18 protein-coding genes are annotated in these 20,868 nt (G+C 71.4%); 4 read left to right on the top strand and 14 right to left on the bottom strand.

Annotation, left to right across the window (positions count from 1 at the left end; genetic code table 11):
* Positions 1–125: 125 nt before the first annotated feature.
* The 3 genes from ABZ794_RS14865 to lysS all read right to left on the bottom strand — a co-directional run bounded on the left by ABZ794_RS14865 (position 126) and on the right by lysS (position 5,149).
* The gene (locus tag ABZ794_RS14865; RefSeq protein WP_203125971.1) at positions 126–2,669 is read right to left on the bottom strand and encodes an ATP-dependent Clp protease ATP-binding subunit; all 2,544 of its coding nucleotides are present in this window, start codon (positions 2,667–2,669) and stop codon (positions 126–128) included.
* Positions 2,670–3,183: 514 nt separating this feature from the next.
* A complete protein-coding gene (locus tag ABZ794_RS14860; protein WP_036392792.1) occupies positions 3,184–3,528 on the bottom strand; it encodes an Lsr2 family protein in 345 nt (114 codons plus the stop codon).
* A gap of 112 nt (positions 3,529–3,640) precedes the next feature.
* On the bottom strand, positions 3,641–5,149 hold the full coding sequence (lysS, locus tag ABZ794_RS14855) for a lysine--tRNA ligase (protein WP_210780829.1): 1,509 nt from the start codon (positions 5,147–5,149) through the stop codon (positions 3,641–3,643).
* Positions 5,150–5,237: 88 nt separating this feature from the next.
* Between lysS and ABZ794_RS14850 the strand changes: the two genes are divergently transcribed.
* The gene (locus tag ABZ794_RS14850; protein WP_357515895.1) at positions 5,238–5,978 is read left to right on the top strand and encodes a class I SAM-dependent methyltransferase; all 741 of its coding nucleotides are present in this window, start codon (positions 5,238–5,240) and stop codon (positions 5,976–5,978) included.
* 35 nt (positions 5,979–6,013) lie between these two features.
* On the opposite strand, the gene ABZ794_RS14845 is transcribed toward ABZ794_RS14850, so the two are convergent.
* The 7 genes from ABZ794_RS14845 to ABZ794_RS14815 all read right to left on the bottom strand — a co-directional run bounded on the left by ABZ794_RS14845 (position 6,014) and on the right by ABZ794_RS14815 (position 12,774).
* Entirely contained in the window at positions 6,014–6,772 is a 759-nt protein-coding gene (locus ABZ794_RS14845; protein ID WP_091403191.1) for a type III pantothenate kinase, read from the bottom strand.
* Between the two features lie 17 nt (positions 6,773–6,789).
* Entirely contained in the window at positions 6,790–7,686 is an 897-nt protein-coding gene (gene nadC, locus ABZ794_RS14840; protein ID WP_238690434.1) for a carboxylating nicotinate-nucleotide diphosphorylase, read from the bottom strand.
* Positions 7,683–9,380, bottom strand: coding sequence for an L-aspartate oxidase (locus tag ABZ794_RS14835; protein WP_357515893.1), 1,698 nt, complete (start codon positions 9,378–9,380; stop codon positions 7,683–7,685). The genes nadC and ABZ794_RS14835 overlap by 4 nt, the downstream gene beginning before the upstream one ends.
* A 108-nt stretch (positions 9,381–9,488) precedes the next feature.
* Positions 9,489–10,385: a septum formation family protein gene (locus ABZ794_RS14830; protein ID WP_238690433.1), complete on the bottom strand. Its 897-nt coding sequence runs from the start codon at positions 10,383–10,385 to the stop codon at positions 9,489–9,491.
* Between the two features lie 96 nt (positions 10,386–10,481).
* Entirely contained in the window at positions 10,482–10,910 is a 429-nt protein-coding gene (panD, locus tag ABZ794_RS14825) for an aspartate 1-decarboxylase (RefSeq protein WP_238690432.1), read from the bottom strand.
* A 44-nt stretch (positions 10,911–10,954) separates the two neighbouring features.
* A complete protein-coding gene (panC, locus tag ABZ794_RS14820) occupies positions 10,955–11,803 on the bottom strand; it encodes a pantoate--beta-alanine ligase (RefSeq protein ID WP_357515889.1) in 849 nt (282 codons plus the stop codon).
* Positions 11,800–12,774, bottom strand: a complete 975-nt coding sequence (locus tag ABZ794_RS14815; protein WP_357515887.1) for a Rossmann-like and DUF2520 domain-containing protein — start codon at positions 12,772–12,774, stop codon at positions 11,800–11,802. Before ABZ794_RS14815 ends, panC begins: the two co-directional genes overlap by 4 nt.
* 265 nt (positions 12,775–13,039) lie before the next feature.
* Here ABZ794_RS14815 and ABZ794_RS14810 point away from each other — a divergent pair, with 265 nt between their 5' ends.
* Complete coding sequence (locus ABZ794_RS14810) at positions 13,040–14,206, top strand: SAM-dependent methyltransferase (RefSeq protein ID WP_357515885.1); 1,167 nt, start codon at positions 13,040–13,042, stop codon at positions 14,204–14,206.
* The gene (locus ABZ794_RS14805) at positions 14,203–15,390 is read left to right on the top strand and encodes an NADH-quinone oxidoreductase subunit D (RefSeq protein WP_181539454.1); all 1,188 of its coding nucleotides are present in this window, start codon (positions 14,203–14,205) and stop codon (positions 15,388–15,390) included. The genes ABZ794_RS14810 and ABZ794_RS14805 overlap by 4 nt, the downstream gene beginning before the upstream one ends.
* A gap of 18 nt (positions 15,391–15,408) precedes the next feature.
* Here the strand turns inward: ABZ794_RS14805 and ABZ794_RS14800 are convergent, their stop codons facing one another.
* From ABZ794_RS14800 to ABZ794_RS14785, 4 genes are all read right to left on the bottom strand, one after another.
* Entirely contained in the window at positions 15,409–17,094 is a 1,686-nt protein-coding gene (locus ABZ794_RS14800; RefSeq protein ID WP_357515883.1) for a hypothetical protein, read from the bottom strand.
* A gap of 110 nt (positions 17,095–17,204) precedes the next feature.
* Entirely contained in the window at positions 17,205–18,209 is a 1,005-nt protein-coding gene (locus ABZ794_RS14795; RefSeq protein WP_210780820.1) for a glycine betaine ABC transporter substrate-binding protein, read from the bottom strand.
* A 200-nt stretch (positions 18,210–18,409) separates the two neighbouring features.
* Positions 18,410–19,150 (bottom strand): ABC transporter permease, encoded by a 741-nt coding sequence (locus tag ABZ794_RS14790; RefSeq protein WP_210780819.1) that lies wholly within the window; start codon positions 19,148–19,150, stop codon positions 18,410–18,412.
* The gene (locus ABZ794_RS14785) at positions 19,147–19,833 is read right to left on the bottom strand and encodes an ABC transporter permease (protein WP_091403225.1); all 687 of its coding nucleotides are present in this window, start codon (positions 19,831–19,833) and stop codon (positions 19,147–19,149) included. The genes ABZ794_RS14790 and ABZ794_RS14785 overlap by 4 nt, the downstream gene beginning before the upstream one ends.
* Positions 19,834–19,835: 2 nt before the next feature.
* Between ABZ794_RS14785 and ABZ794_RS14780 the strand changes: the two genes are divergently transcribed.
* On the top strand, positions 19,836–20,840 hold the full coding sequence (locus ABZ794_RS14780) for an ATP-binding cassette domain-containing protein (RefSeq protein ID WP_357515880.1): 1,005 nt from the start codon (positions 19,836–19,838) through the stop codon (positions 20,838–20,840).
* Positions 20,841–20,868: the final 28 nt, after the last annotated feature.

Below are 20,868 nucleotides of genomic sequence, written 5' to 3'. Positions count from 1 at the left end.
CGTCCGCCAGCACGGGGGGGGCCCCCCCCCCCCCCCCCCCCCCCCCCCCCCCCCCCCCCCCGCCCCCCCGGGCGGGGGCGCGGGGGGGGCGCCCCCCCCCGCCCCCCCGCCCCTTGCTGGTTGTGTTACTCGTCCACGCCTGCGGCGGCGGTGCCAGCGGCAGTGCCACCGAGATCGGCCGGGACGGCGTCCGGAACTTCGACCGGCTTGTCCGAGCCCCGGAAAACGAGCTTGGACTTGTCGATGTCGTCCGGGTCGCCCTCGCAGTCCACCACGACGATCTGACCCGGGGTCAGCTCGTTGAACAGGATCCGCTCGGAGAGGTTGTCCTCGATGTCGCGCTGGATCGTGCGACGAAGCGGACGGGCACCGAGCACCGGATCGAAGCCCTTCGCGGCCAGGTACTTCTTGGCGTTGTCGGTCAGCTCCAGACCCATGTCCTTGTTCCGCAGCTGGCCCTCGATCCGCTGGATCATGATGTCCACGATCGAGAGGATCTCGGTCTGGCGCAGCTGGTGGAAGACGATGGTGTCGTCGATCCGGTTGAGGAACTCAGGCCGGAAGTGCTGCTTGAGCTCGTCGTTGACCTTCTGCTTCATCCGGTCGTAGTTGGACTCGGAGTCCTCCGACTGCTGGAAGCCCAGCGACACCGCCTTGGCGACGTCACGGGTGCCCAGGTTGGTGGTCAGGATGATGACCGTGTTCTTGAAGTCCACGATCCGACCCTGACCGTCGGTGAGCCGACCGTCTTCGAGGATCTGCAGGAGCGTGTTGAACACGTCCGGGTGGGCCTTCTCGATCTCGTCGAAGAGGACCACCGAGAACGGCCGACGCCGCACCTTCTCGGTCAGCTGCCCACCCTCGTCGTAGCCGACGTAGCCGGGAGGGGCACCCACGAGCCGGGAGACCGTGTAACGGTCGTGGAACTCCGACATGTCCAGCTGGATGAGGGAGTCCTCGCTGCCGAAGAGGAACTCGGCGAGCGCCTTGGACAGCTCGGTCTTACCGACACCGGACGGCCCGGCGAAGATGAACGAGCCCGACGGGCGCTTCGGGTCCTTCAGGCCGGCCCGGGTACGCCGGATCGCCTTCGAGACCGCCTTGACCGCGTCCTCCTGGCCGATGACGCGCTTGTGCAGCTCGTCCTCCATGCGCAGCAGGCGCGAGGTCTCCTCCTCGGTCAGCTTGTAGACCGGGATGCCGGTCCAGTTGCCGAGCACCTCGGCGATCTGCTCGTCGTCAACCTCGCTGACGACGTCCAGGTCACCGGCCTTCCACTCCTTCTCCCGCTGAGCCTTCTGGCCGAGGAGCTGCTTCTCCTTGTCGCGCAGCTGGGCGGCGCGCTCGAAGTCCTGCGCGTCGATCGCGGACTCCTTGTCGCGACGCACCTGGGCGATGCGCTCGTCGAAGTCACGCAGGTCTGGCGGCGCGGTCATCCGACGGATCCGCATCCGGGCACCGGCCTCGTCGATCAGGTCGATCGCCTTGTCCGGGAGGAAGCGGTCGGAGATGTACCGGTCGGCCAGGGTCGCGGCAGCCACGAGAGCGGCATCCGTGATCGAGACGCGGTGGTGAGCCTCGTAGCGGTCCCGCAGGCCCTTGAGGATCTCGATGGTGTGGGCCAGCGACGGCTCACCCACCTGGATCGGCTGGAAGCGGCGCTCGAGAGCGGCGTCCTTCTCCAGGTGCTTGCGGTACTCGTCGAGCGTGGTGGCACCGATGGTCTGCAGCTCACCACGGGCCAGCATCGGCTTGAGGATGCTCGCGGCGTCGATCGCGCCCTCGGCGGCACCCGCACCCACCAGGGTGTGGATCTCGTCGATGAACAGGATGATGTCGCCGCGGGTGCGGATCTCCTTGAGCACCTTCTTGAGGCGCTCCTCGAAGTCGCCGCGGTAGCGGGAACCGGCGACGAGCGCGCCCAGGTCGAGCGTGTAGAGCTGCTTGTCCTTGAGGGTCTCGGGCACCTCGCCCTTGATGATCTTCTGGGACAGGCCCTCCACCACGGCGGTCTTGCCGACGCCGGGCTCACCGATCAGGACCGGGTTGTTCTTGGTACGGCGGGAGAGCACCTGCATGACCCGCTCGATTTCCTTCTCGCGCCCGATGACCGGGTCGAGCTTGCCCTCGCGGGCGGCCTGAGTCAGGTTGCGGCCGAACTGGTCCAGCACCAGGCTGGTCGACGGCGCGGCCTCACCCGGCGCGGCGCCCGCCGCGGCAGGCTCCTTGCCCTGGTAGCCGGAGAGCAGCTGGATCACCTGCTGGCGGACCCGGTTGAGGTCGGCGCCGAGCTTGACCAGCACCTGGGCGGCGACGCCCTCGCCCTCACGGATCAGCCCGAGCAGGATGTGCTCCGTGCCGATGTAGTTGTGGCCGAGCTGCAGCGCCTCGCGCAGCGACAGCTCCAGCACCTTCTTGGCCCGCGGCGTGAACGGGATGTGCCCGCTCGGCGCCTGCTGGCCCTGGCCGATGATCTCCTCGACCTGCTGGCGGACGCCCTCCAGGGAGATGCCGAGGCTCTCCAGGGCCTTTGCCGCGACGCCTTCACCTTCGTGGATCAGGCCCAGCAGGATGTGTTCCGTACCGATGTAGTTGTGGTTGAGCATCCGGGCCTCTTCTTGGGCCAGGACGACAACCCGTCGCGCTCGGTCGGTGAACCGCTCGAACATGCCCTCGTGCTCCTCACGTGCCGTGCGCCTTGATGGTCAAGATCTTGGCGGGGCCGGTGCACGAACGTCCAGGACGGGCGTCCGTGCCTCCTTACTCTATCGTCGTTGACCGACTCAGCTGAGGTCGTGTGTCTCTGCTCTGGGTCGGTTCCACGTCGTTTTGAACAACCGTCCGCGCTCAGGAGGTGTTCCGGTAGCCCTGTCGCTACGCGCAGAGCGAAATCCGACTGGCTCGACGGAAGCCCGATCCGGGGTCCGGGAGCGCTCCGGGAAGCCCCGGACGGCGGACCGGCGGTCGCGACGAGTGCCGCGCCCGGCCCCTGGGGAAGGTTGTCCACAGGCTGTGGATAGCTGTTCCACTGGTTGTGGACAACGTCGGTCGGCCCGGAATGCTTCCCGGCCATGAACGGGCACGGCGACGCCACCCGGATATGGCGACGCCGGCCCGGAGAACTCCTCCGGCCCGGCGTCGGTGTCGCCTGCGGTGGCGGCTGACCACCAGGCTGCTGACGGATCAGCGCTTCGCGTGGAACTCGTCCACGATCTCCTGCGGGATACGACCCCGGTCCGAGATGTCCTTGCCGGCCTTCTTGGCCCACTCCCGGATCGCCTTGTTCTGTTCCCGATCGGCGGTCGCGCCACCCCGACCGCGGGCAGCCCGCCCACCGATCACGACACCGCCCCGGCCAACCTTGGTGCCGGCGCCCACGTACGACGCAAATGCATCGCGCAATTTCGCGGCGTTGGCGCTCGACAGGTCGATCTCGTACTGAACGCCGTCGAGGGCGAACTTGACGGTCTCGTCCGCGTCCCCGCCGTCCAGGTCATCGACCAGCTTGTGAATGATCTGCTTGGCCACGTCCCACATTCCTTTCGAGCAGGGTGCTCCTGCTAACGAGAGCACAATAACCCGCGCGCCGCTCGTCGCGTCAATAGGACCCGGTTACGGCTCGGCGTACGCCCGGACGGGACTACTCCTGGCGGACCAACGGGAAGAGGATCGTTTCCCGAATTCCGAGGCCGGTCAGGGCCATCAAGAGCCGGTCGATTCCCATTCCCATACCGCCGGCCGGCGGCATTCCATACTCCATCGCCCGAAGAAAGTCCTCGTCGAGACGCATCGCCTCGTCGTCGCCACGGGCGGCCAACTGCGCCTGGGCGACCAGCCGTTCCCGCTGCACGATCGGGTCGACAAGCTCGGAGTACGCGGTGCCCAGCTCGAAGCCGAGCACGTAGAGGTCCCACTTCTCGGCCAGCCCCGGCTCGCTGCGGTGCGCCCGGGTGAGCGGGCTCGTCTCCTCCGGGTAGTCCCGTACGAAGGTGGGCGCCTGCAGGCCGGGAACGACCAGTTCCTCGAACAACTCCTCGGCCAGCTTGCCCGGGCCCCACTTCGGGTCCACGGCCAATCCCACCTTGTCCGCGTACTCCACCAGGCGGGAGCGTTCGGTGCGGACGGTGACCTCTTCGCCCAGCGCCTCGGAAAGCACACCGAACAACGTCACGGACCGCCACTCGCCGCCCAGGTCGAACTCGCGCCCGTCGGCGTGGGTCACCACCGTCGAGCCGCTCACCGCGATCGCCGCCTGTTGCACGAGATTGCGGGTCATCTCGGCCATCGTGTCGTAGTCGCCGTACGCCTGGTACGTCTCCAGCATCGCGAACTCCGGCGAGTGCGAAGAGTCGACACCCTCATTACGGAAGTTGCGGTTGATCTCGAAGACGCGGTCGACGCCGCCGACCACAGCGCGCTTGAGAAACAGTTCCGGAGCGATTCGCAGATACAGATCGGTGTTCAACGCATTGCTGTGGGTCACGAACGGTCGGGCCGCCGCGCCGCCATGCAGCAGTTGCAACATCGGCGTTTCCACCTCGATGAAGCCCTGCCCGTGCAGTGAATCGCGCAGACTGCGTACCGCGGCGGCCCGGGTGCGCACCATCTCCCGTGCCTGCGGCCGTACAATCAGGTCGACGTAACGCTGCCGGACGCGTGCCTCCTCGGAGAGGGGCTTGTGGGCCACCGGCAATGGCCGTAGCGCCTTGGCGGTCATCTCCCACTGCTGGGCCAACACCGACAGCTCACCCCGGCGGCTGGTGATCACCTCACCGGTCACGCCGACGTGGTCGCCGAGGTCGACGAGGCGCTTCCACGCCTCCAGCCGCTCCGGCCCGACCCGGTCCAGGGAGAGCATCGCCTGCAACTCGGTGCCGTCACCGTCCCGGAGGGTGGCGAAGCAGAGCTTGCCCGTGTTGCGTACGAAGATCACCCGGCCGGTGACCGCTACCTGGTCGCCGGTCGCGGTGTCGGTCGGCAGGTCGGCGTAGGCCGCCCGGACCTGCGCCAGGGTGGTGGTGCGGGGAAAGCCGACCGGGTAGGGCTCGACGCCCTCGGCGAGCATCCGGTCCCGCTTCTCCCGGCGGACCTTCATCTGCTCGGGAAGGTCATCGGCGGGGTCCACTGGCACGGGGTTCTGCTCGGTCACGGCACGCTTCCTCGTCACGGAGATACAGGGGGTCAGGCCCGAGCGTACTCAAGCGGTCCGGAGGTCGTTACGGGATAACCTGCCCGTCATGGCCGATCACACTCACGCCCTGTCGTTCGGTGCCGCCGCGAGTGATTACGACCGGTTTCGGCCACGTTATCCCGAGGCTGCGGTCCGTTGGGCACTCGACGGGCTGAGCGAAGCCCGGGTGGTCGACCTCGCGGCGGGCACCGGCATCCTGACCCGCGCTGTGCTGGCACTGGGTCACACTGTCGTACCGGTCGAGCCCGATCCGGGGATGCGGGCGCAGCTCGCCGCCAGCACCCCGGGCACGACGGCCCTGGCGGGCAGCGCCGAGGCCATGCCGCTGCCCGACTCGGCGGTGGACACGGTGCTGGTCGGGACGGCGTACCACTGGTTCGACCGGGAGCCCGCGCACGCCGAGATCGCCCGGGTGCTCCGCCCCGGCGGCACCTTCGCCCCCATCTGGAACATCCGGGACGGCAGCGTCGACTGGGTGACCGAGCTGGGTCGCATCGCCCACTTCGGGGACAAGTCGACCAGCCAGGTCTTCGGCGAGCGCCCCGACTTCGGCCCCGCGTTCGACGCCGTCGAGAAGCGCGAGTTCACGCACCGCACCACGCTCACGCCGGACGAGGTGCTCGGCATGGTCCGCACCCGCTCGTACTGGCTCACCGCCTCCACCGACGATCAGCGGCGGGTCGAGCGCGAACTGACAGCACTCCTGAACACCCACCCTGCCCTGGCTGGCCGAGACACCATCGAACTGCCGTACCGGACGCTGGTGCTGCGCGCCCGACGGCGCTGACGCCCGCACGAAGGCCGCCCCGACGGCGGCCGGGGTCACAGGTTGCGGTCGTAGACCATCCGCAGACCGATCAGCGTGATCATCGGCTCGTGGTGGGTGATGCTGCGACACTCGTTGATCACCAGGGAGGCGAGGCCGCCGGTGGCGATCACCGCCCGCACCTCGCCCAACTCCTCGGTCATCCGCTCGACGATCCGGTCCACCTGCCCGGCGAAGCCGAAGTACAGGCCGGCCTGGAGGCACTCCACCGTGTTCTTGCCGATCACCGAGCGGGGCTTGGTGGCCTCGACCTTGCGCAGCTGCGCGGCCCGGGCGGCCAGCGCGTCGAAGGAGATCTCGATGCCCGGGGCGAACGCGCCACCGAGGAACTCACCGCGCTCGCTGATCACGTCGAAGTTGGTGGTGGTGCCGAAGTCCACCACGATCGACGGGCCGCCGTAGAGGGTGTACGCGGCCAGGGTGTTCACCACCCGGTCGGCGCCGACCTCCTTCGGGTTGTCGATCGCCAACTGCACCCCGGTCCGCACGCCCGGCTCGACCACGACGCTCGGCAGGTCGGCGTAGTAACGACTGAGCATGGTGCGCAGCGACCGCAGCGCGGCCGGCACCGTGGAGCAGGCGGCCACACCGGTGATCTCGACGTTGTCCCCGGCGAGCAGACCCCGGAACATCAGGCCCAGCTCGTCCGCCGTCGAGCGGGCATCGGTCTTGATCCGCCAGGAGTGCACCAGCTTGTCGCCGTCGAAGGTCGCCAGCACGGTGTTGGTGTTTCCGATGTCGATGCAGAGCAGCACGCACGCAGCCTAGACAACTAGTCGGTGCGCAGGTCCAGCGCGATGTCCAGGATCGGCGACGAGTGCGTCAGCGCGCCCACCGAGAGGAAGTCCACGCCGGTGGCCGCGTACCGGCCGGCCACCTCCAGGGTCAGCCCGCCGGTCGCCTCCAACTCCGCCCGGTCACCCACCGCGGCCACCGCCCCGGCCAGCACCTCCGGCGTCATGTTGTCGCAGAGCAGGAAGTCCGCACCGGCCTCCACCGCCTCCACCGCCTCGTCGACGGTGGTCACCTCGACCTGCACCGGCACCTCCGGGAACGCCTCCCGGACCCGCCGGTAGGCAGCAGTGATCCCCCCGGCCGCCAGCTTGTGGTTGTCCTTGATCATGGCCACGTCGTAGAGGCCCATCCGCTTGTTGGTGCCACCGCCGGCCCGCACCGCGTACTTCTCCAGCGCCCGCAGGCCCGGCGTCGTCTTGCGGGTGTCCAGCACCATCGCCTTCGAGCCGGCCAGCGCGTCCGCCCAGGCTCGGGTATGGGTGGCCACCCCGGACATCCGGCAGAGCAGGTTGAGTGCCGTCCGCTCGGCCGTCAGCAGCAGCCGGGTCGGGCCGGTCACCGTCGCCAGCACGTCGCCGCGGGCCACCCGCTCACCGTCGCGGGCCAGCACCGACACCTCGACGGTACGACCGAAGCCAGTCACCTCGCCCACCAGCTCGAACACGGCGGCGGCCACCGCCATCCCGGCCAACACCCCGTCCGCGCGGGCCACCAGGTCGGCGGTGTCGGTCTGTTCCGCCGGAATGGTGGCCACGCTCGTGACGTCCAGGAAATCCGGGCCCAGATCCTCGACCAGCGCGCCCTCGATCACCTGCCGTACGTGCGCCGGATCCAACCCGGCCGCCCGCAACGCCGTCTCCGTCGACTCCGTCATGACGATGTCCCCTCCCACTGTTGCGTCACCCGGCCCTGCGCCCCGACCGCCCCGACCAGATGGCCCAGCCACCGTTCGTCGGCCGTCGGGAAGTCCTCCCGCCAGTGGCAGCCCCGGGTCTCACCACGGGCGTACGCGGCGGCAACCAGCGTCGACGCCACGGTGAGCAGGTTCGTCGCCTCCCAGTCGGCGGTCCTCGGCCGGCCCCGGGCAACGCCCAGCTCGGTCAACGTCCCGGCCGTTCCGGCCAGCGTCGCCGCGAATCGGAGCACCCCGGCCCCCCGGGTCATCGCCCGTTGCAGGGTCGGTGTCACCTCCGCGGGCAGCACCCAGCCCGTCCCGCCACGCCAGGCACCGGTCTCCGCCGGCTGGGCCTGCTCGGGCAGGCCGGCCGCGATGTCCTCGGCGATCCGCCGGGAGAAGACCAGACCCTCCAGCAGCGAGTTGCTGGCCAGCCGGTTCGCGCCGTGCACGCCGGTGCAGGCGACCTCGCCGCAGGCGTACAGGCCGGGGATGGAGGTACGGCCGCGCAGATCGGTGCGGACCCCGCCGGAGGCGTAGTGGGCGGCCGGCGCCACCGGGATCAGATCGGTCGCCGGGTCCACGCCGATCGCCAGGCAGGACGCCACGATGGTGGGGAACCGGCCGGCCAGGAAGTCGCCGCCCAGGTGCCGCGCGTCGAGGAAGACGTGGTCCGCGCCGGTGGCCAGCAGCACCCGGTGGATGCCCTTGGCCACCACGTCCCGGGGTGCCAGCTCAGCCAACTCGTGCTGGCCCACCATGAACCTCTTGCCGTCCGCGTCCACCAGGTACGCGCCCTCGCCGCGCAACGCCTCCGAGACCAGCGGCTGCTGCGCGTGCCCCGCCCCGGGCACCCCCGCGCCGGACGGGGTGATCAGGGCAGTCGGGTGGAACTGGACGAACTCCACGTCGGTCACGGCCGCGCCGGCCCGCAGCGCCAGCGCCACCCCGTCCCCGGTGGAGACCGCCGGGTTGGTGGTGGCCGAGAAGATCTGCCCCATGCCGCCGGTGGCGAGCACCACGGCACGGGCCAGCAGCGCGCCGACGCCGTCCTCGCTGCCCTCACCCAACACGTGCAGGGTGATCCCGCAGGCCGGGCCGAGCCCGTCCGGACCGTCGCCGGGCGCGCGCAGGAGATCCAGCACGAGGGCGTGCTCGACCAGCCGGATCCACGGGTCGCGCTGCACAGCGGCGTGCAGGGCCCGCTGCACCTCCGCGCCGGTGGCGTCGCCGCCGGCGTGCACGATCCGGTCCGCCCGGTGCCCGCCCTCACGGGTCAGCATCAGCGAGCCGTCCGGGTGCCGATCGAACTCGGCGCCGATCCGCATCAGCTCACGGAGCCGGGTCGGACCCTCCTCGACCAGCACCCGGACCGCCGCCGGGTCGCACAGCCCGACCCCGGCGACCTCGGTGTCCCGGGCATGCGCCGCCGGGGTGTCGGCCGGGTCGAGCACGGCGGCGATGCCGCCCTGCGCCCACCGGGTCGAGCCGTCGTCAATGTTGACCTTGGTGACCACAGTGACGTGCAGACCGGCCTCACGCAGGTGCAGCGCTGCGGTCAACCCGGCCACGCCGGAACCCACCACGATCACGTCGGTGGTCTCCACCCAGCCGGGCGCGGGCGCGGCCAGCAGCGCGGGTAGGGCAGGCAGGTCGACGGTCGGGAGGTCCATCCCCCCAGTCAACCCGAACCATCCTCGCCCGGGGCTGCGGGGGCGGGACGAGTGTTTTGGGCGACCCCGTCCGGCGCGCGCCACGCCGCGCCGACCGTCAGGCCGTGGTCACTTCGTCCGGACCGGCAGACCAGCCGGGCCCGCGCCCTTCAGCGAGGCGGCAACCGTACGGTCGCTGAGCCACAGGTAGCAGCGGACGCCGCGATCACCGACCTTCCAGCGCCCCGCCCCCGGCGGGCGGACCACCACACCGCTGCGGAAGCGCAGCTTGGTGTCGTCCGGTACGCCCGCGTACCGGGCCAGGACGCTACGACAACCCGTGTAGAGCGGCAGCCAGTCGGCGTCCCGGGTCGGGTACGCCAGGTCCGGTGCGCGCCACACCCCGACGAACTCGGCGTCGTGCTGTGTGCCGCACTCCACCGGGGTCAGCGTCTGCACACCCCGGCCGGCGCCACCGCGGGTCTGCTGGCAACCGAGGCGCAGCCCGGTGGGGCCCTTCAACGCGTCCCGCAGACTGCCCGACCGGACCACCACCGTGGCTGCCGCCTCGACAGTGGTCAGCTCTGTGAGGTCGCAGCGGAACCACCGGGAACCCGCCGCCCACCCCGGCCCGTTGGGCAGCGCCACTGACAGCCGCAGCCGGCCGGACCGCCAGTCGTCACCCACGTAGCCGGTCGCCCGGGTGTCGCACTCGGCGAACGCACCCCGCAACTCGGCCGAACCACCCGCCGGAGCGGCCGTCCGCTCGGCCGGGAACGCCCCGACGTGCACGGTCTCCAGGCGGTGCGGCCCGGCGCAGTCCACCGGCTCATAGCTGGCCAGGCTGACCAGATCGGTGAAGTCGGCGGTGTGACACACACCGGCGGCCGGGGTGAACGCCGACGGTGCCGGCAACGCCGCCCAGTCGTCGGTCAGATCACCGTCCAGGCCGCCGGACCCGGCACAGCCCACCAGCAGCACGGCCGTCACGGCAGCGGCGAACAGGGTCGTCATGGCACGGCGCATCGCGGCCTCCCCCAGCCACCGACCGGCTTCCGCCAGCGTGCCCAGGGTAACCGGAAATGACCTTCTGGTGACAGACCGGAATCGCGGTACGCGGGATCAGACTCCGGACACGGCCAACGGGCTGGGCACCGGGCTACCGGCCGTCCCAGGCGCCACCGCAGCCGGATCGGTACCCAACTCGATCACGCGGTTGTCGGCGTCGACGTGCACGACCCGTGGCCGGTAGGACCGGGCCTCGGCATCGTCCATCTGCCCGTACGAGATCAGGATGACCAGGTCGCCGGGGTGCACCAGGTGCGCGGCGGCACCGTTGATGCCGATCACGCCGCTGCCCCGCTCGCCCGGGATCACGTACGTCTCCAGCCGGGCGCCATTGGTGATGTCCACGATCGCCACCTGCTCGCCGGGGAGCAGGTCGGCGGCGTCGAGCAGATCCTCGTCCACAGTCACCGAACCGACGTAGTGCAGGTCGGCCTGGGTCACAGTGGCTCGGTGGATCTTCGACTTGAGCATGGTCCGCAACATCGGAGTGGCCTTTCGCGGTATCGGTGGAGGGTGGTACGGCCGGGTCAGGGACGCGGGGCAAGGCGGATCGCCGCGTTGTCGATCAACCGGGTGGCGCCCACCCAGGCGGCGATCACCAGCCGGGCCGGCCCGGTCACCGGCCCCGGTTCCAACTCGGGATCGGTGAGCACCAGGTAGTCGAGGCGGGCACCGGGCGTACCGGCGCCGAACGCGGCGTGCGCGGCGGTCAGCACCGCCCCCGCGTCCAGGCCGTCGTCGGCGGCTTGCGCGCCGGCCCGCAGCGCGGCGGACAGACTCAGCGCGGCGGCCCGCTCCGGCTCGCTCAGGTAACGGTTGCGGCTGGAGAGCGCCAGCCCGTCCGGCTCCCGAACGGTCGGCACGCCGACCACCTCGACCGGCACGTCCAGGTCGCGGGTCATCCGCCGGACCAGGGTGAGCTGCTGGTAGTCCTTCTCGCCGAAGAATGCCAGGTCCGGCCGGGTGAGCTGGAGCAGCTTCAGCACCACAGTGAGCACGCCGTGGAAGAAGCCGGGGCGGCTGGCCCCCTCCAGCTCGGCGCCGAGCGGGCCCGGATCGAGGCGTACGCGGGGCTGACCGTCCGGGTACATGTCCGCCACCGACGGGACGAAGACCATATCGGCGCCCGCCCGCCGGCACACCTCCAGGTCGGCGTCGAGGGTGCGCGGGTAGCGGTCGAAGTCCTCGTTCGGCCCGAACTGCAACGGGTTCACGAAGACCGTAACCAGCACGTGGTCGGCCTGTTCCCGGGCCGCGCGCAGCAACGTCTCGTGCCCGGAGTGCAGCGCGCCCATGGTCATCACCACCCCGACGGTGCCCTTCAGCCCGGCCCGGGCCTCGGCCAACTCGGCGCGCGTATGCACCACCTGGGTCATGCCGCCACCTCCCGACCGCTGTCGGCCAACACGCCGAGCAGCGACTGTGCGTCCACCGGCCGCAGCCGGCCGGCGGCGATCGCCCGGTCGGCGGTACGACGGGCCAACGCCAGGTATGCGGGAACGGACTCCGGTGCGGTGGCCGTCAACCGGGCCAGGTGCCGCTGCACGGTGCCCGCGTCGCCGCGGGAGACCGGGCCGGTCAACGCGTCGTCGCCGAGCCGCAGCGCGTTCTCCAGGGCGGCCCGCAGCAGCGGGGCGAGCACCTTCTCCGGCCGGGACACCCCGGCGTCCCGCAACCGGTCGGTCGCCTCGTTGACCAGAGTCACCAGGTGGTTCGCGCCGTGGGCCAACGCGGCGTGGTAGAGCGGACGATCCGACTCGGCCACCCACTCGGGCACGCCACCGAGGTCGGCGACCAGGCGGGCAGCCAGCGGACGCAACTCCGCCGGGGCGGTCACCCCGTACGAGATGCCGTCCAGCCGGGCCAGGTCGTCCGGCGTACCGGTGAAGGTCATCGCGGGGTGCAGGGCGAGCGGCCGGGCGCCGGCCGCGACGGCCGGCCCCAGCACGGCCAGGCCGTGCGCTCCCGAGGTGTGCGCGACGATCTGGCCCGGGTGCAGCGCACCCCGCTCCGCGAGGTCGGTCACCACACCGGCCAGTTTGTCGTCCGGCACCGCGATCAGCAGCAGGTCGGCGGCGGCGTGGGCCACGGCGGTGACCGGGCGGCGAGGCACCTCGGGCAACAGCAGGGCGAGGCGGGCGCGGCTGGCTCCGGAGCTGCCGGAGACGGCAACCACCCGGTGCCCGGCGGCGGCGAGCGCGGCGCCCAGCACGGCGCCGACCCGACCGGCGCCAACGACACCGACGGTGAGCAGACGGGAGGTGGCGCGGGCGCCGGGAACGGCGCTATCCCGCGAGACGACGGGCCCGGTTGGGCCGGCCGGACGCGGGCGCAACGGTGCGCTCATGACGACGATCCAGTCCTCGAGAAGGGGTACCGGTCGATCGCAAGTATGCGCCCGGCCTACCGAACCCGGACAAGCATGTGTGAAAACCTTCACCACCCCCGGAAGTGCCCTCCGCCACCGTCCCCGACCACCGCAGAAGCGCCCCCACCAGCGCGTTCCCGCGACCAGCTTGATCAAGTGATGAAAAATAGGCACCCGGATCGTTTCTGACCTACTTTTCATCACCTGATCACCGCATGCCGCACCCTGGACCTGGAGTGACCTGATGTCGATCGCCTGGCGAGACGCGATGAGCCGGGCCCTCTACGGGCCGGGCGGCTTCTTCGTCGCCGACACCGGGCCGGCCGACCACTTCCGCACCAGCGTGCACGCGTCCCCGGCCTTCGCCACCGCCCTGCTGCGCCTCGTCACTGAGGTGGACGCCGCCCTCGGCCACCCCTCGCGACTTCACGTGGTCGACGTGGGGGCTGGGCGTGGGGAACTGCTGCAAAGCCTGCTGGGGCTCGTCGCTTCCGCACCCGCCGTCGGGGTTGCGGTGGGGGTTTCCGGGGAGCCCACCCGCTCCGGGCGGTCAGGCTTGATCCCTGCGCGGGCGGGCTCCCCGGAAACCCTGACTCCCACGGCCTCCGTCCGTCGGTCGCCCGACGAGCCGTCGTCGGTCGCCCCCCGTACGTCGCTGGCGGAACGGATCCGCTTCACAGCCGTCGAGTACGCGGACCGCCCCGAGAACCTGCCCGAGGAGATCAACTGGACAGCCGAGATCCCCGACAGGATCACCGGAGTGCTACTCGCCACCGAATGGTTGGACAACGTCCCGCTGGACGTCGCAGCACACACCGAGGACGGCTGGCGATACCTGCTCGTCGATCCCAAGAGCGGTGCCGAATCAGTTGGCGAACTGGTCAGCCCCGATGATCTCGACTGGCTCACCACCTGGTGGCCCGGCCCCGAAACCCCCCACAGCAACCACAGACGAGCCGAGATCGGCCGGACCAGGGACGAAGCCTGGGCCGACGCGGTGAGGAAGATCAGCCGAGGGCTGGCAGTGGCAGTCGACTACGGGCACCTGCGGGAGAGCAGGCCGGTGAACGGAACGTTGACCGGGTACCGGGGTGGGCGGCAGGTACCTCCGGTGCCGGACGGGTCGAGTGATGTCACCGCGCACGTGGCAATGGATTCGGTGGCCTCCGCTGGTGCGGCGGTCGCCCGGTGCGCGTACTCCCTGGTCTTGCAGCGGGAGGCGCTGCGGGCGCTCGGGGCCGACGGCGGGCGACCACCGCTCAGCCTGGCCGGCACCGACCCGGTCGGCTACGTGCGGGCGCTGGCCGCCGCGTCGGCGGTGGCCGAACTGACCGACCCGGCCGGGCTCGGCGGGCACTGGTGGTTGCGCCAGCCGGTCGGCATCCCGCTCGGGCCGGCCGTGGCACGATGACGGGCATGACCACCGACGCCGGGGACCTCCGTGAACTGACCGTCGGCACCGGGGCCGGGCTGATCGCCGGCACCGGTGATCAGCAGCTCGGCACCGACATGGTGCTGAACATCGGCCCGCAGCACCCCTCCACCCATGGTGTGCTGCGATTGAAGCTGGTGCTCGACGGCGAGCGGGTGGTCGCCTGTGAACCGATCGTCGGTTACATGCACCGGGGCGCGGAGAAGCTCTTCGAGGTGCGTGACTACCGGCAGATCATCGTGCTGGCCAACCGGCACGACTGGCTCTCGGCGTTCTCCAACGAGCTGGGTGTGGTGCTCGCTGTGGAACGCCTGATGGGCATGGAGGTGCCGGAGCGGGCCACCTGGCTGCGGATGGCCCTCGCGGAGCTGAACCGGGTGCTGAACCACCTGATGTTCCTCGGCTCGTACCCGTTGGAGATCGGGGCGATCACGCCGATCTTCTACGCCTTCCGGGAACGCGAGACCATCCAGGCGGTGATGGAGGAGGTCTCCGGCGGTCGGATCCACTACATGTTCAACCGGGTGGGTGGCCTCAAGGAAGAGGTGCCGTACGGGTGGACCGGACGGGCCCGCGCGGCGATCGGCGAGGTACGCCGCCGGTTGCCAGACCTGGACCACCTGATCCGGCGTAACGAGATCTTCCTGGCCCGTACCGTCGGCGTGGGTGTGCTGTCCGCCGCGGACGCCGCCGCGTTCGGCGCGTCCGGCCCGGTGGCCCGCGCGTCCGGGCTCGACCTGGACCTGCGCCGCGACGACCCCTACCTGGCCTACGACGAGCTGGACGTGCCGGTGGTCACCAAGACCGCCGGCGACTGCCACGCCCGTTTCGAGGTGCTGCTCGACCAGGTGTACGCGTCACTGGACCTCGCCGAGCAGTGCCTCGACCGGGTGGACCGGCTGACCGGGCCGATCAACACCCGGCTGCCGAAGGTGCTCAAGGCGCCGGAGGGGCACACGTACGCCTGGACGGAGAACCCGCTCGGCATCAACGGCTACTACCTGGTGTCGCGGGGCGAGAAGACGCCGTGGCGGTTAAAGCTGCGCACCGCCTCGTACGCGAACGTGCAGGCGTTGGCCACCCTGCTCCCCGGCTGCCTGGTCCCGGATCTGATCGCGATCCTCGGTTCGATGTTCTTCGTGGTCGGCGACATCGACAAGTGACCCGAGCCGCCTGACCGGTCACCGCCAGCGGTCGGTGGGTGGCGCGCCGCCGGCACGCGGCACGTCGTCCTGCGGCGGGTAGCCGTAGCGCTCGTCGACCCGCCGCCGGCCGGTCCGTTCCGGCGCGGGTTCCGCCTGGTGGCCGCGTTGGCGCGGTGGGCGCCACTCGTCCGGCACCGGCACACCGCCCACCGGCAGCGCGGGCCTTCCCGGCTCGACCCGTCGACCACCGTCGTGGCGGCGGGGTTCTTCATACCGGCCGGCGGCCTCGTGGCGGCGCGGCTCCTCGTAGCGGCCGGCGTCCTCGTGGCGGCGCGGTTCCTCGTGACGGCGCGGTTCCTCGTGACGGCGCGGTTCCTCGTAGCGGGCGGCGTCCTCGTCACGGCGCGGCTCCTCGTGACGGACGGCGGCCCAGCGGTCGGCCACCCGGTACTCGGTGCCGGTGGCGTCGGCGTGCACCTCGGCCCGACGTTCGCCGACCCGCAACTCGCGACCGTTCTCGTCGTCGCGGACGGCGGCCCACCGGTCACCGGCCCGCAACTGCGACCAGTACTCGCCGGTGTCGTCGGCCCGCAGCGGCGGCCCGGGCTGCGGTGCGGCGGCCCCCGTCCGGTCGCGCTGCTCCGACCAGCCCCGGTCGTCAGGGCTGTCCCAGGATTCCGCCGCCGGTCTCTCCGGGGTGCGGTGTGACCGGGCCGCCGGGGCGGGCTCGTCGGGCTGGGCGTAGGCGTCACGCCGATCGGTCCACTCCGGTTCGTCGCGGCGGCCCGTCCAGCCCGGCTCGTCGCCGTACCCGGCCCTGGGGTGCTGCTCCGGCTCGCTCCTCGCCCGGCCGGACGGCCGCGGGGGCTGATCGGCGTCGCCGCGGGTCCACTCCTGCGCGGGTGCGGTCCACTGACCGGCGTACCCGCCGCCGTAGCGCCCGGCCGGCTCGGCCGGGCCACCGTCCACCACCGTGTGCCGGGTGGTGACGTGCACGGTCTCGGTGTGTCGGACCACGCCACCCGGCCGGTGCGCGGCCTCGGGGCGGTCGTGCTCCCGGGGACGGGCCGAGCCGTACGCGGTGGCGGCCGGCCGTTCCCCGCCGTACATCCCGGCGGCGGCCGGCGGCTCGGGGGCCTCCCGGGCGTACGCCGGCTCGTCGTCGTCCGCGTGCTCGGGGCGCCCCCACCGGGGCGCGTCGTCGGGGCCGGACACCCGGGCTCGGCCGGCCGGCGCGTCGCCACGGTTACGGGCCACCGGCGTGTCGTCCACCGGCGGCTCGACGGCAGCCACCCGCGCCCGTCCGGCGCCCGCCGGCTCGACAGTGGGGGCGGCACCGGCGAGGGCGGCACCGCTGGCGTCGAGACGGCGGCGCACCGCGGCGATCCCCTCGTGGGCCCGTTGCGCCTGGTCGAGGGCCTGGTTACCGCGCTGGGCGGCGGCCACGATCTCGCCGCGCAGCTCCCGACGCAGTTCCTCGATCTCGTCCAGCAATTCGTCGGTCCGCGCCGAGGCGCCCTCGCCGTCGGGCCGCAACGCGATGGAGAGGCCGATCAGCACCACCGCGAGGATGGCGAGCACCGCGGCGAAACGCAGCGGGCCATTGCCGTCGGCCACCAACAGGATCAGCGCCGCCACCGGCGCGAGAGCGACGCCCGCCCAGAAGAGCATGGTCAGCAGCAGTGGTTGACGCCGGGCGTCAGAGGTGGCCGGGGCTGGCATGGATGTGCAGCCTACCCACGATATCCACCGGAGGGAACGGGGTCCCCGGGACGTGCGGACGCCCCCGCCCGGTCGGGGGCGGGGGCGTCCTCAGCACGTGCGGAAAGGGCTCAGCTGGTGGCGAAGGCGCCATCCGAGGAGAAGATCAGACCCACGCTGATCGAGCCGTCGCGCAGCCCGCTCTTGGTCAGCGGCCCGCCCTGGTCCAGGGAGGAGAACTTGCCGACCGACAGCCCGTAGGTCTTCTCCAGGCCCGGCTTGCAGAACGGACGCTGCTCGCACTCCGGCGGGCCACCCAGCACTGTCGCGCTACCGGAGCACTTCGCGGCCAGCTCGGAGAGGGTCCGCACGCCGTACTTGTCGGCGAATGCCTGGGTCACCGCGAAGGCGTTCTGGTCCTGCGCGGCGGCCGGGGTGCCGAAGGTGAGGCCGGCCTTGTCGCCCTCGGCCTTCAGCGCGGTCACCGTCGTGTTGACGTCCGGCGAGGAGATCGGCTGGGCGTTCTGGCCGTTGGCCTTGGTGTTGAGGAACTCGGCCATGGTCGCCGCGTACTCCGGGACGACCTGGATCTCGCCCTTCTCCAGGGCCGGCGCGTAGAGCTCCCGGTTGCCGATCTGCTGCACCTTGACCTGGTAGCCGGCGGCGGTGAGCGCGATCCGGTACAGCTCGCCCAGGATCTGACTCTCGGCGAAGTTGCCAGCACCCACGGTGATGTCACCGCCCGGCCCCTTGGCGATGCCCGCGGTGAGGTTGTTCGCGCTGGCGAACTCCTCGGCCGCCACCTTGGGGGTCTTGCGGTCCTCGTTGACGGCCTTGTTGAGCTGGATCAGCTTCGGGGTGTCGAGCGCGGCGGAGACCTTGTCCAGTGCGGCGATCAGCTGCGGATTCGCCGCCTTGCTGTTGACAGCGGGAATGACGTTGTCGGAATTCTGGAGCTTCTTGTCGTCCTGCAGAGCGATGAGCTGCTGGCCGGCAACCGGGGCGCACCCGGCGCCGGAGGCGCTCGTCTGGGGTGCGTCGGTGCCGGACGAGCCGGCGTCACCGCAGCCGGTGAGGAGTGCTGCCCCGGCGACAGCGCTGACCGCCCCGATCGCCAGACGTGTACGTGCGCGCATGTGCCCGCCTTCCGTGTCCCGGCGCGGCCCGTTCCGGGCCGGCCGCGTGTCCGACGGGCGATCCTGACTGTCGGCCGCCCGCGAATGTCCACCCAACATGCTCCGGAACCGACCGACAACTTGGGATGGACTTCGTCACCCCATCGTCACCGATTTGACGGGCGTGGGTCGTCAGCTCGCCGCGCTCTCATCCGGACGGGTCAGGCGCTCCCGGTGGCGTCGGCGGCCCGGGGCCGCCCGAGGCGCTGCCGCCCGCGCCGCAGCGGCTTGGGGGTGACCAGCCGTTCGACGCCGCCGAGGACCACCTCGGCCAGCAACGCGAGCCCGGCCACCAGCACACCGCCGGCGACGATCTGCCCGCCGCCGGCCGCGATACCGATACCGAAGCCGGTCCGGATGATCTGGCCCAGGCCGCCGCCGTTGACGAAGGAGGCCAGCGCCGCGGTCGCGATCACCTGGACCGCCGCGGTGCGGAAGCCGGCCGCCAGGTAGGGCACCGCGAGCGGCAGCTCCACCCGGCGCAGCAGCTGCCCGCCGGACAGACCCATCCCCCGGGCCGCGTCGCGGGCCTCCGGGTCCACCTGCCGCACCCCGGTGTACGCGTTGGCCAGCAGCGGCGGCACGGCGAAGACAGCCAGTGCCACCACGACCGGTGTCTTCCCGAAGCCGCTGGCGAAGACGACCGGGAGGATGGTCAGCAGCGCCAGGGTGGGGATGGCCAGGGTCGCGTTGGAGATCAGCACCACGAGGCCGCCACCTCGACCGAGGTGCCCCAACCAGAGCCCGAGCGGCCAGGCCACCAGGCAGCCGAGCGCCACCGCCAGGGCGGAGATCGTCAGGTGCTCGCCGAGTCGGTCCAGCATGCCGCCGGGGTTGGTCCAGTTCAGTGGGTCGTTGATCCAGGTGATGGCCTGCCCGATCGGGTTTTCCGCGACGGTCACCGTGCCCTCCGGGTGGACCAGGGAGTCACCAGTCGGGCGACCAGGATGAGCAACAGGTCGAGCACGACAGCGAGCGCCACGCAGAGCAGGGCGGCCGTCATGATCTCGGCCTTGTAGAGGTTGTTCTGGAAGCCCGCGAAGATCAACTGCCCGAGCCCGCCGTGCCCGACCAGCACCCCGACCGTGACCAACGCCACAGTCGAGACGGTCGCCAGCCGTACGCCGGTGACGATGCCCGGCAGCGCCAGCGGCAGGTCGATCCGGAACAGCCGCCTCCAGCGGCCGTAACCCATGCCCTCGGCGGCCTCGCGAACCTCCGGAGGCACCTGATTGAGACCGGCCACCACGTTGCGCACGATCAGCAGCAGCGCGTAGAGGACCAGCCCGACCAGCACCGTGGTCGCCCCGGTGCCCAGGTAGGGGGCGATGAACGCGAAGAGCGCCAACGACGGGATGGTGTAGACCACCCCGCTGACAGCGAGGATCGGACCGGCGAGCGGACGGACCCAGTACGCCAGCACTGACAACGGCAGGGCGATCAGCACCGCTATCAACACCGCTCGGCCGGTGAGGGAGGCGTGTTCGCGCACCGCGGCGAGGATCGTGTCAGAGTTGTCCCGCACGTACTGCCAGGAGAACCAGGGGTTACCCGGGTCGGCCCGGTAGCTCAGGCGGAAGGACATACGTGGACGTTACCCCGGAGGCTGCCAGCGTGGCCCAGTCCCCTCGCGCGGCGTCGATCTTCCTGGAGGGCATCCAGAAGCGCTACCCGAACGGCACCGAAGCTGTCCGGGACCTCAGCCTGGAGGTCCGGGCCGGCGAGCTGGTGGTGCTGATCGGCCCGTCCGGCTGCGGCAAGTCGACGGTGCTGCGGATGATCAATCGCCTGATCGAACCGACCGCCGGTCGCATCACGCTCGGCGACGAGGACGTCACGAACGTCGACCCGGTGCGACTGCGCCGTCGAATCGGATACGTGATCCAGAACGTCGGTCTCTTTCCACACCAGACCGTGCGAGCCAACGTGGCCACCGTGCCGGGCCTGCTCCGCTGGCCCAAGGGCCAGACCCGGGCCCGGGTCGACGAGCTGCTCGACCTGGTCGGGCTGGACCCGGCGGAGTTCGGCGGGCGCTACCCGCACGAGCTGTCGGGTGGCCAGCGGCAGCGGGTCGGGGTGGCTCGCGCGCTCGCCGCCGACCCGGTGGTGCTGTTGATGGACGAGCCGTTCTCGGCCGTCGACCCGATCGTCCGGGCCCGCCTGCAGGAGGAGTTCCTGCGCCTCCAGGCCGAGGTGCGCAAGACGATCGTGCTGGTCACCCACGACCTCGACGAGGCCGTTCGGCTCGGTGACCGGATCGCGGTCCTCTCCGAGGGCGGGCACCTGGAGCAGTACGACACTCCAGCCGCACTGCTCGGCGCACCCGCCACTGCGTTCGTACGCGAGTTCGTCGGCGCCGACCGGGGCATCCGCCGGTTGGCGGTCACCCCGCTCGACCGGGAGGCGCTGGAGCCGGTGCCCGAGGACGCCGCACCGGACCTGCCCACCGTCGCTGTCGACGGCTCGGCGTACGACGCGTTGGCGGTCCTGCTCACCTCGGGCCGGGACCGGCTCCTCGTGACCGACGCCGGCCGGCCGGTGGGCGCGCTCAGCCGACAGCGCCTCCTCGACCTCGGCCGCCCGACCAGCTGACCCCCTGGCCGGGGCAGGTACGACCGTC

Origin of the sequence: Micromonospora sp. NPDC047187, from assembly GCF_040643355.1 — a bacterium.
In the GTDB taxonomy this organism is placed as follows: Bacteria; Actinomycetota; Actinomycetes; order Mycobacteriales; family Micromonosporaceae; genus Micromonospora; species Micromonospora salmantinae.
The sequence above is the reverse complement of the archived record's forward strand: the minus strand, read 5'-3'. Positions and strand labels throughout refer to the sequence as shown.

What these genes read in the sequence shown, in the direction of transcription:
- ABZ794_RS14865 (WP_203125971.1), bottom strand. Translation starts at nt 2,669, where the DNA reads ATGTTCGAGCGGTTCACCGACCGAGCGCGACGGGTTGTCGTCCTGGCC.
- ABZ794_RS14850 (WP_357515895.1), top strand. Translation starts at nt 5,238, where the DNA reads ATGGCCGATCACACTCACGCCCTGTCGTTCGGTGCCGCCGCGAGTGAT.
- nadC (WP_238690434.1), bottom strand. Translation starts at nt 7,686, where the DNA reads ATGACGGAGTCGACGGAGACGGCGTTGCGGGCGGCCGGGTTGGATCCG.
- ABZ794_RS14835 (WP_357515893.1), bottom strand. Translation starts at nt 9,380, where the DNA reads ATGGACCTCCCGACCGTCGACCTGCCTGCCCTACCCGCGCTGCTGGCC.
- ABZ794_RS14830 (WP_238690433.1), bottom strand. Translation starts at nt 10,385, where the DNA reads ATGCGCCGTGCCATGACGACCCTGTTCGCCGCTGCCGTGACGGCCGTG.
- panD (WP_238690432.1), bottom strand. Translation starts at nt 10,910, where the DNA reads ATGTTGCGGACCATGCTCAAGTCGAAGATCCACCGAGCCACTGTGACC.
- panC (WP_357515889.1), bottom strand. Translation starts at nt 11,803, where the DNA reads ATGACCCAGGTGGTGCATACGCGCGCCGAGTTGGCCGAGGCCCGGGCC.
- ABZ794_RS14815 (WP_357515887.1), bottom strand. Translation starts at nt 12,774, where the DNA reads ATGAGCGCACCGTTGCGCCCGCGTCCGGCCGGCCCAACCGGGCCCGTC.
- ABZ794_RS14810 (WP_357515885.1), top strand. Translation starts at nt 13,040, where the DNA reads ATGTCGATCGCCTGGCGAGACGCGATGAGCCGGGCCCTCTACGGGCCG.
- ABZ794_RS14805 (WP_181539454.1), top strand. Translation starts at nt 14,203, where the DNA reads ATGACGGGCATGACCACCGACGCCGGGGACCTCCGTGAACTGACCGTC.
- ABZ794_RS14800 (WP_357515883.1), bottom strand. Translation starts at nt 17,094, where the DNA reads ATGCCAGCCCCGGCCACCTCTGACGCCCGGCGTCAACCACTGCTGCTG.
- ABZ794_RS14795 (WP_210780820.1), bottom strand. Translation starts at nt 18,209, where the DNA reads ATGCGCGCACGTACACGTCTGGCGATCGGGGCGGTCAGCGCTGTCGCC.
- ABZ794_RS14785 (WP_091403225.1), bottom strand. Translation starts at nt 19,833, where the DNA reads ATGTCCTTCCGCCTGAGCTACCGGGCCGACCCGGGTAACCCCTGGTTC.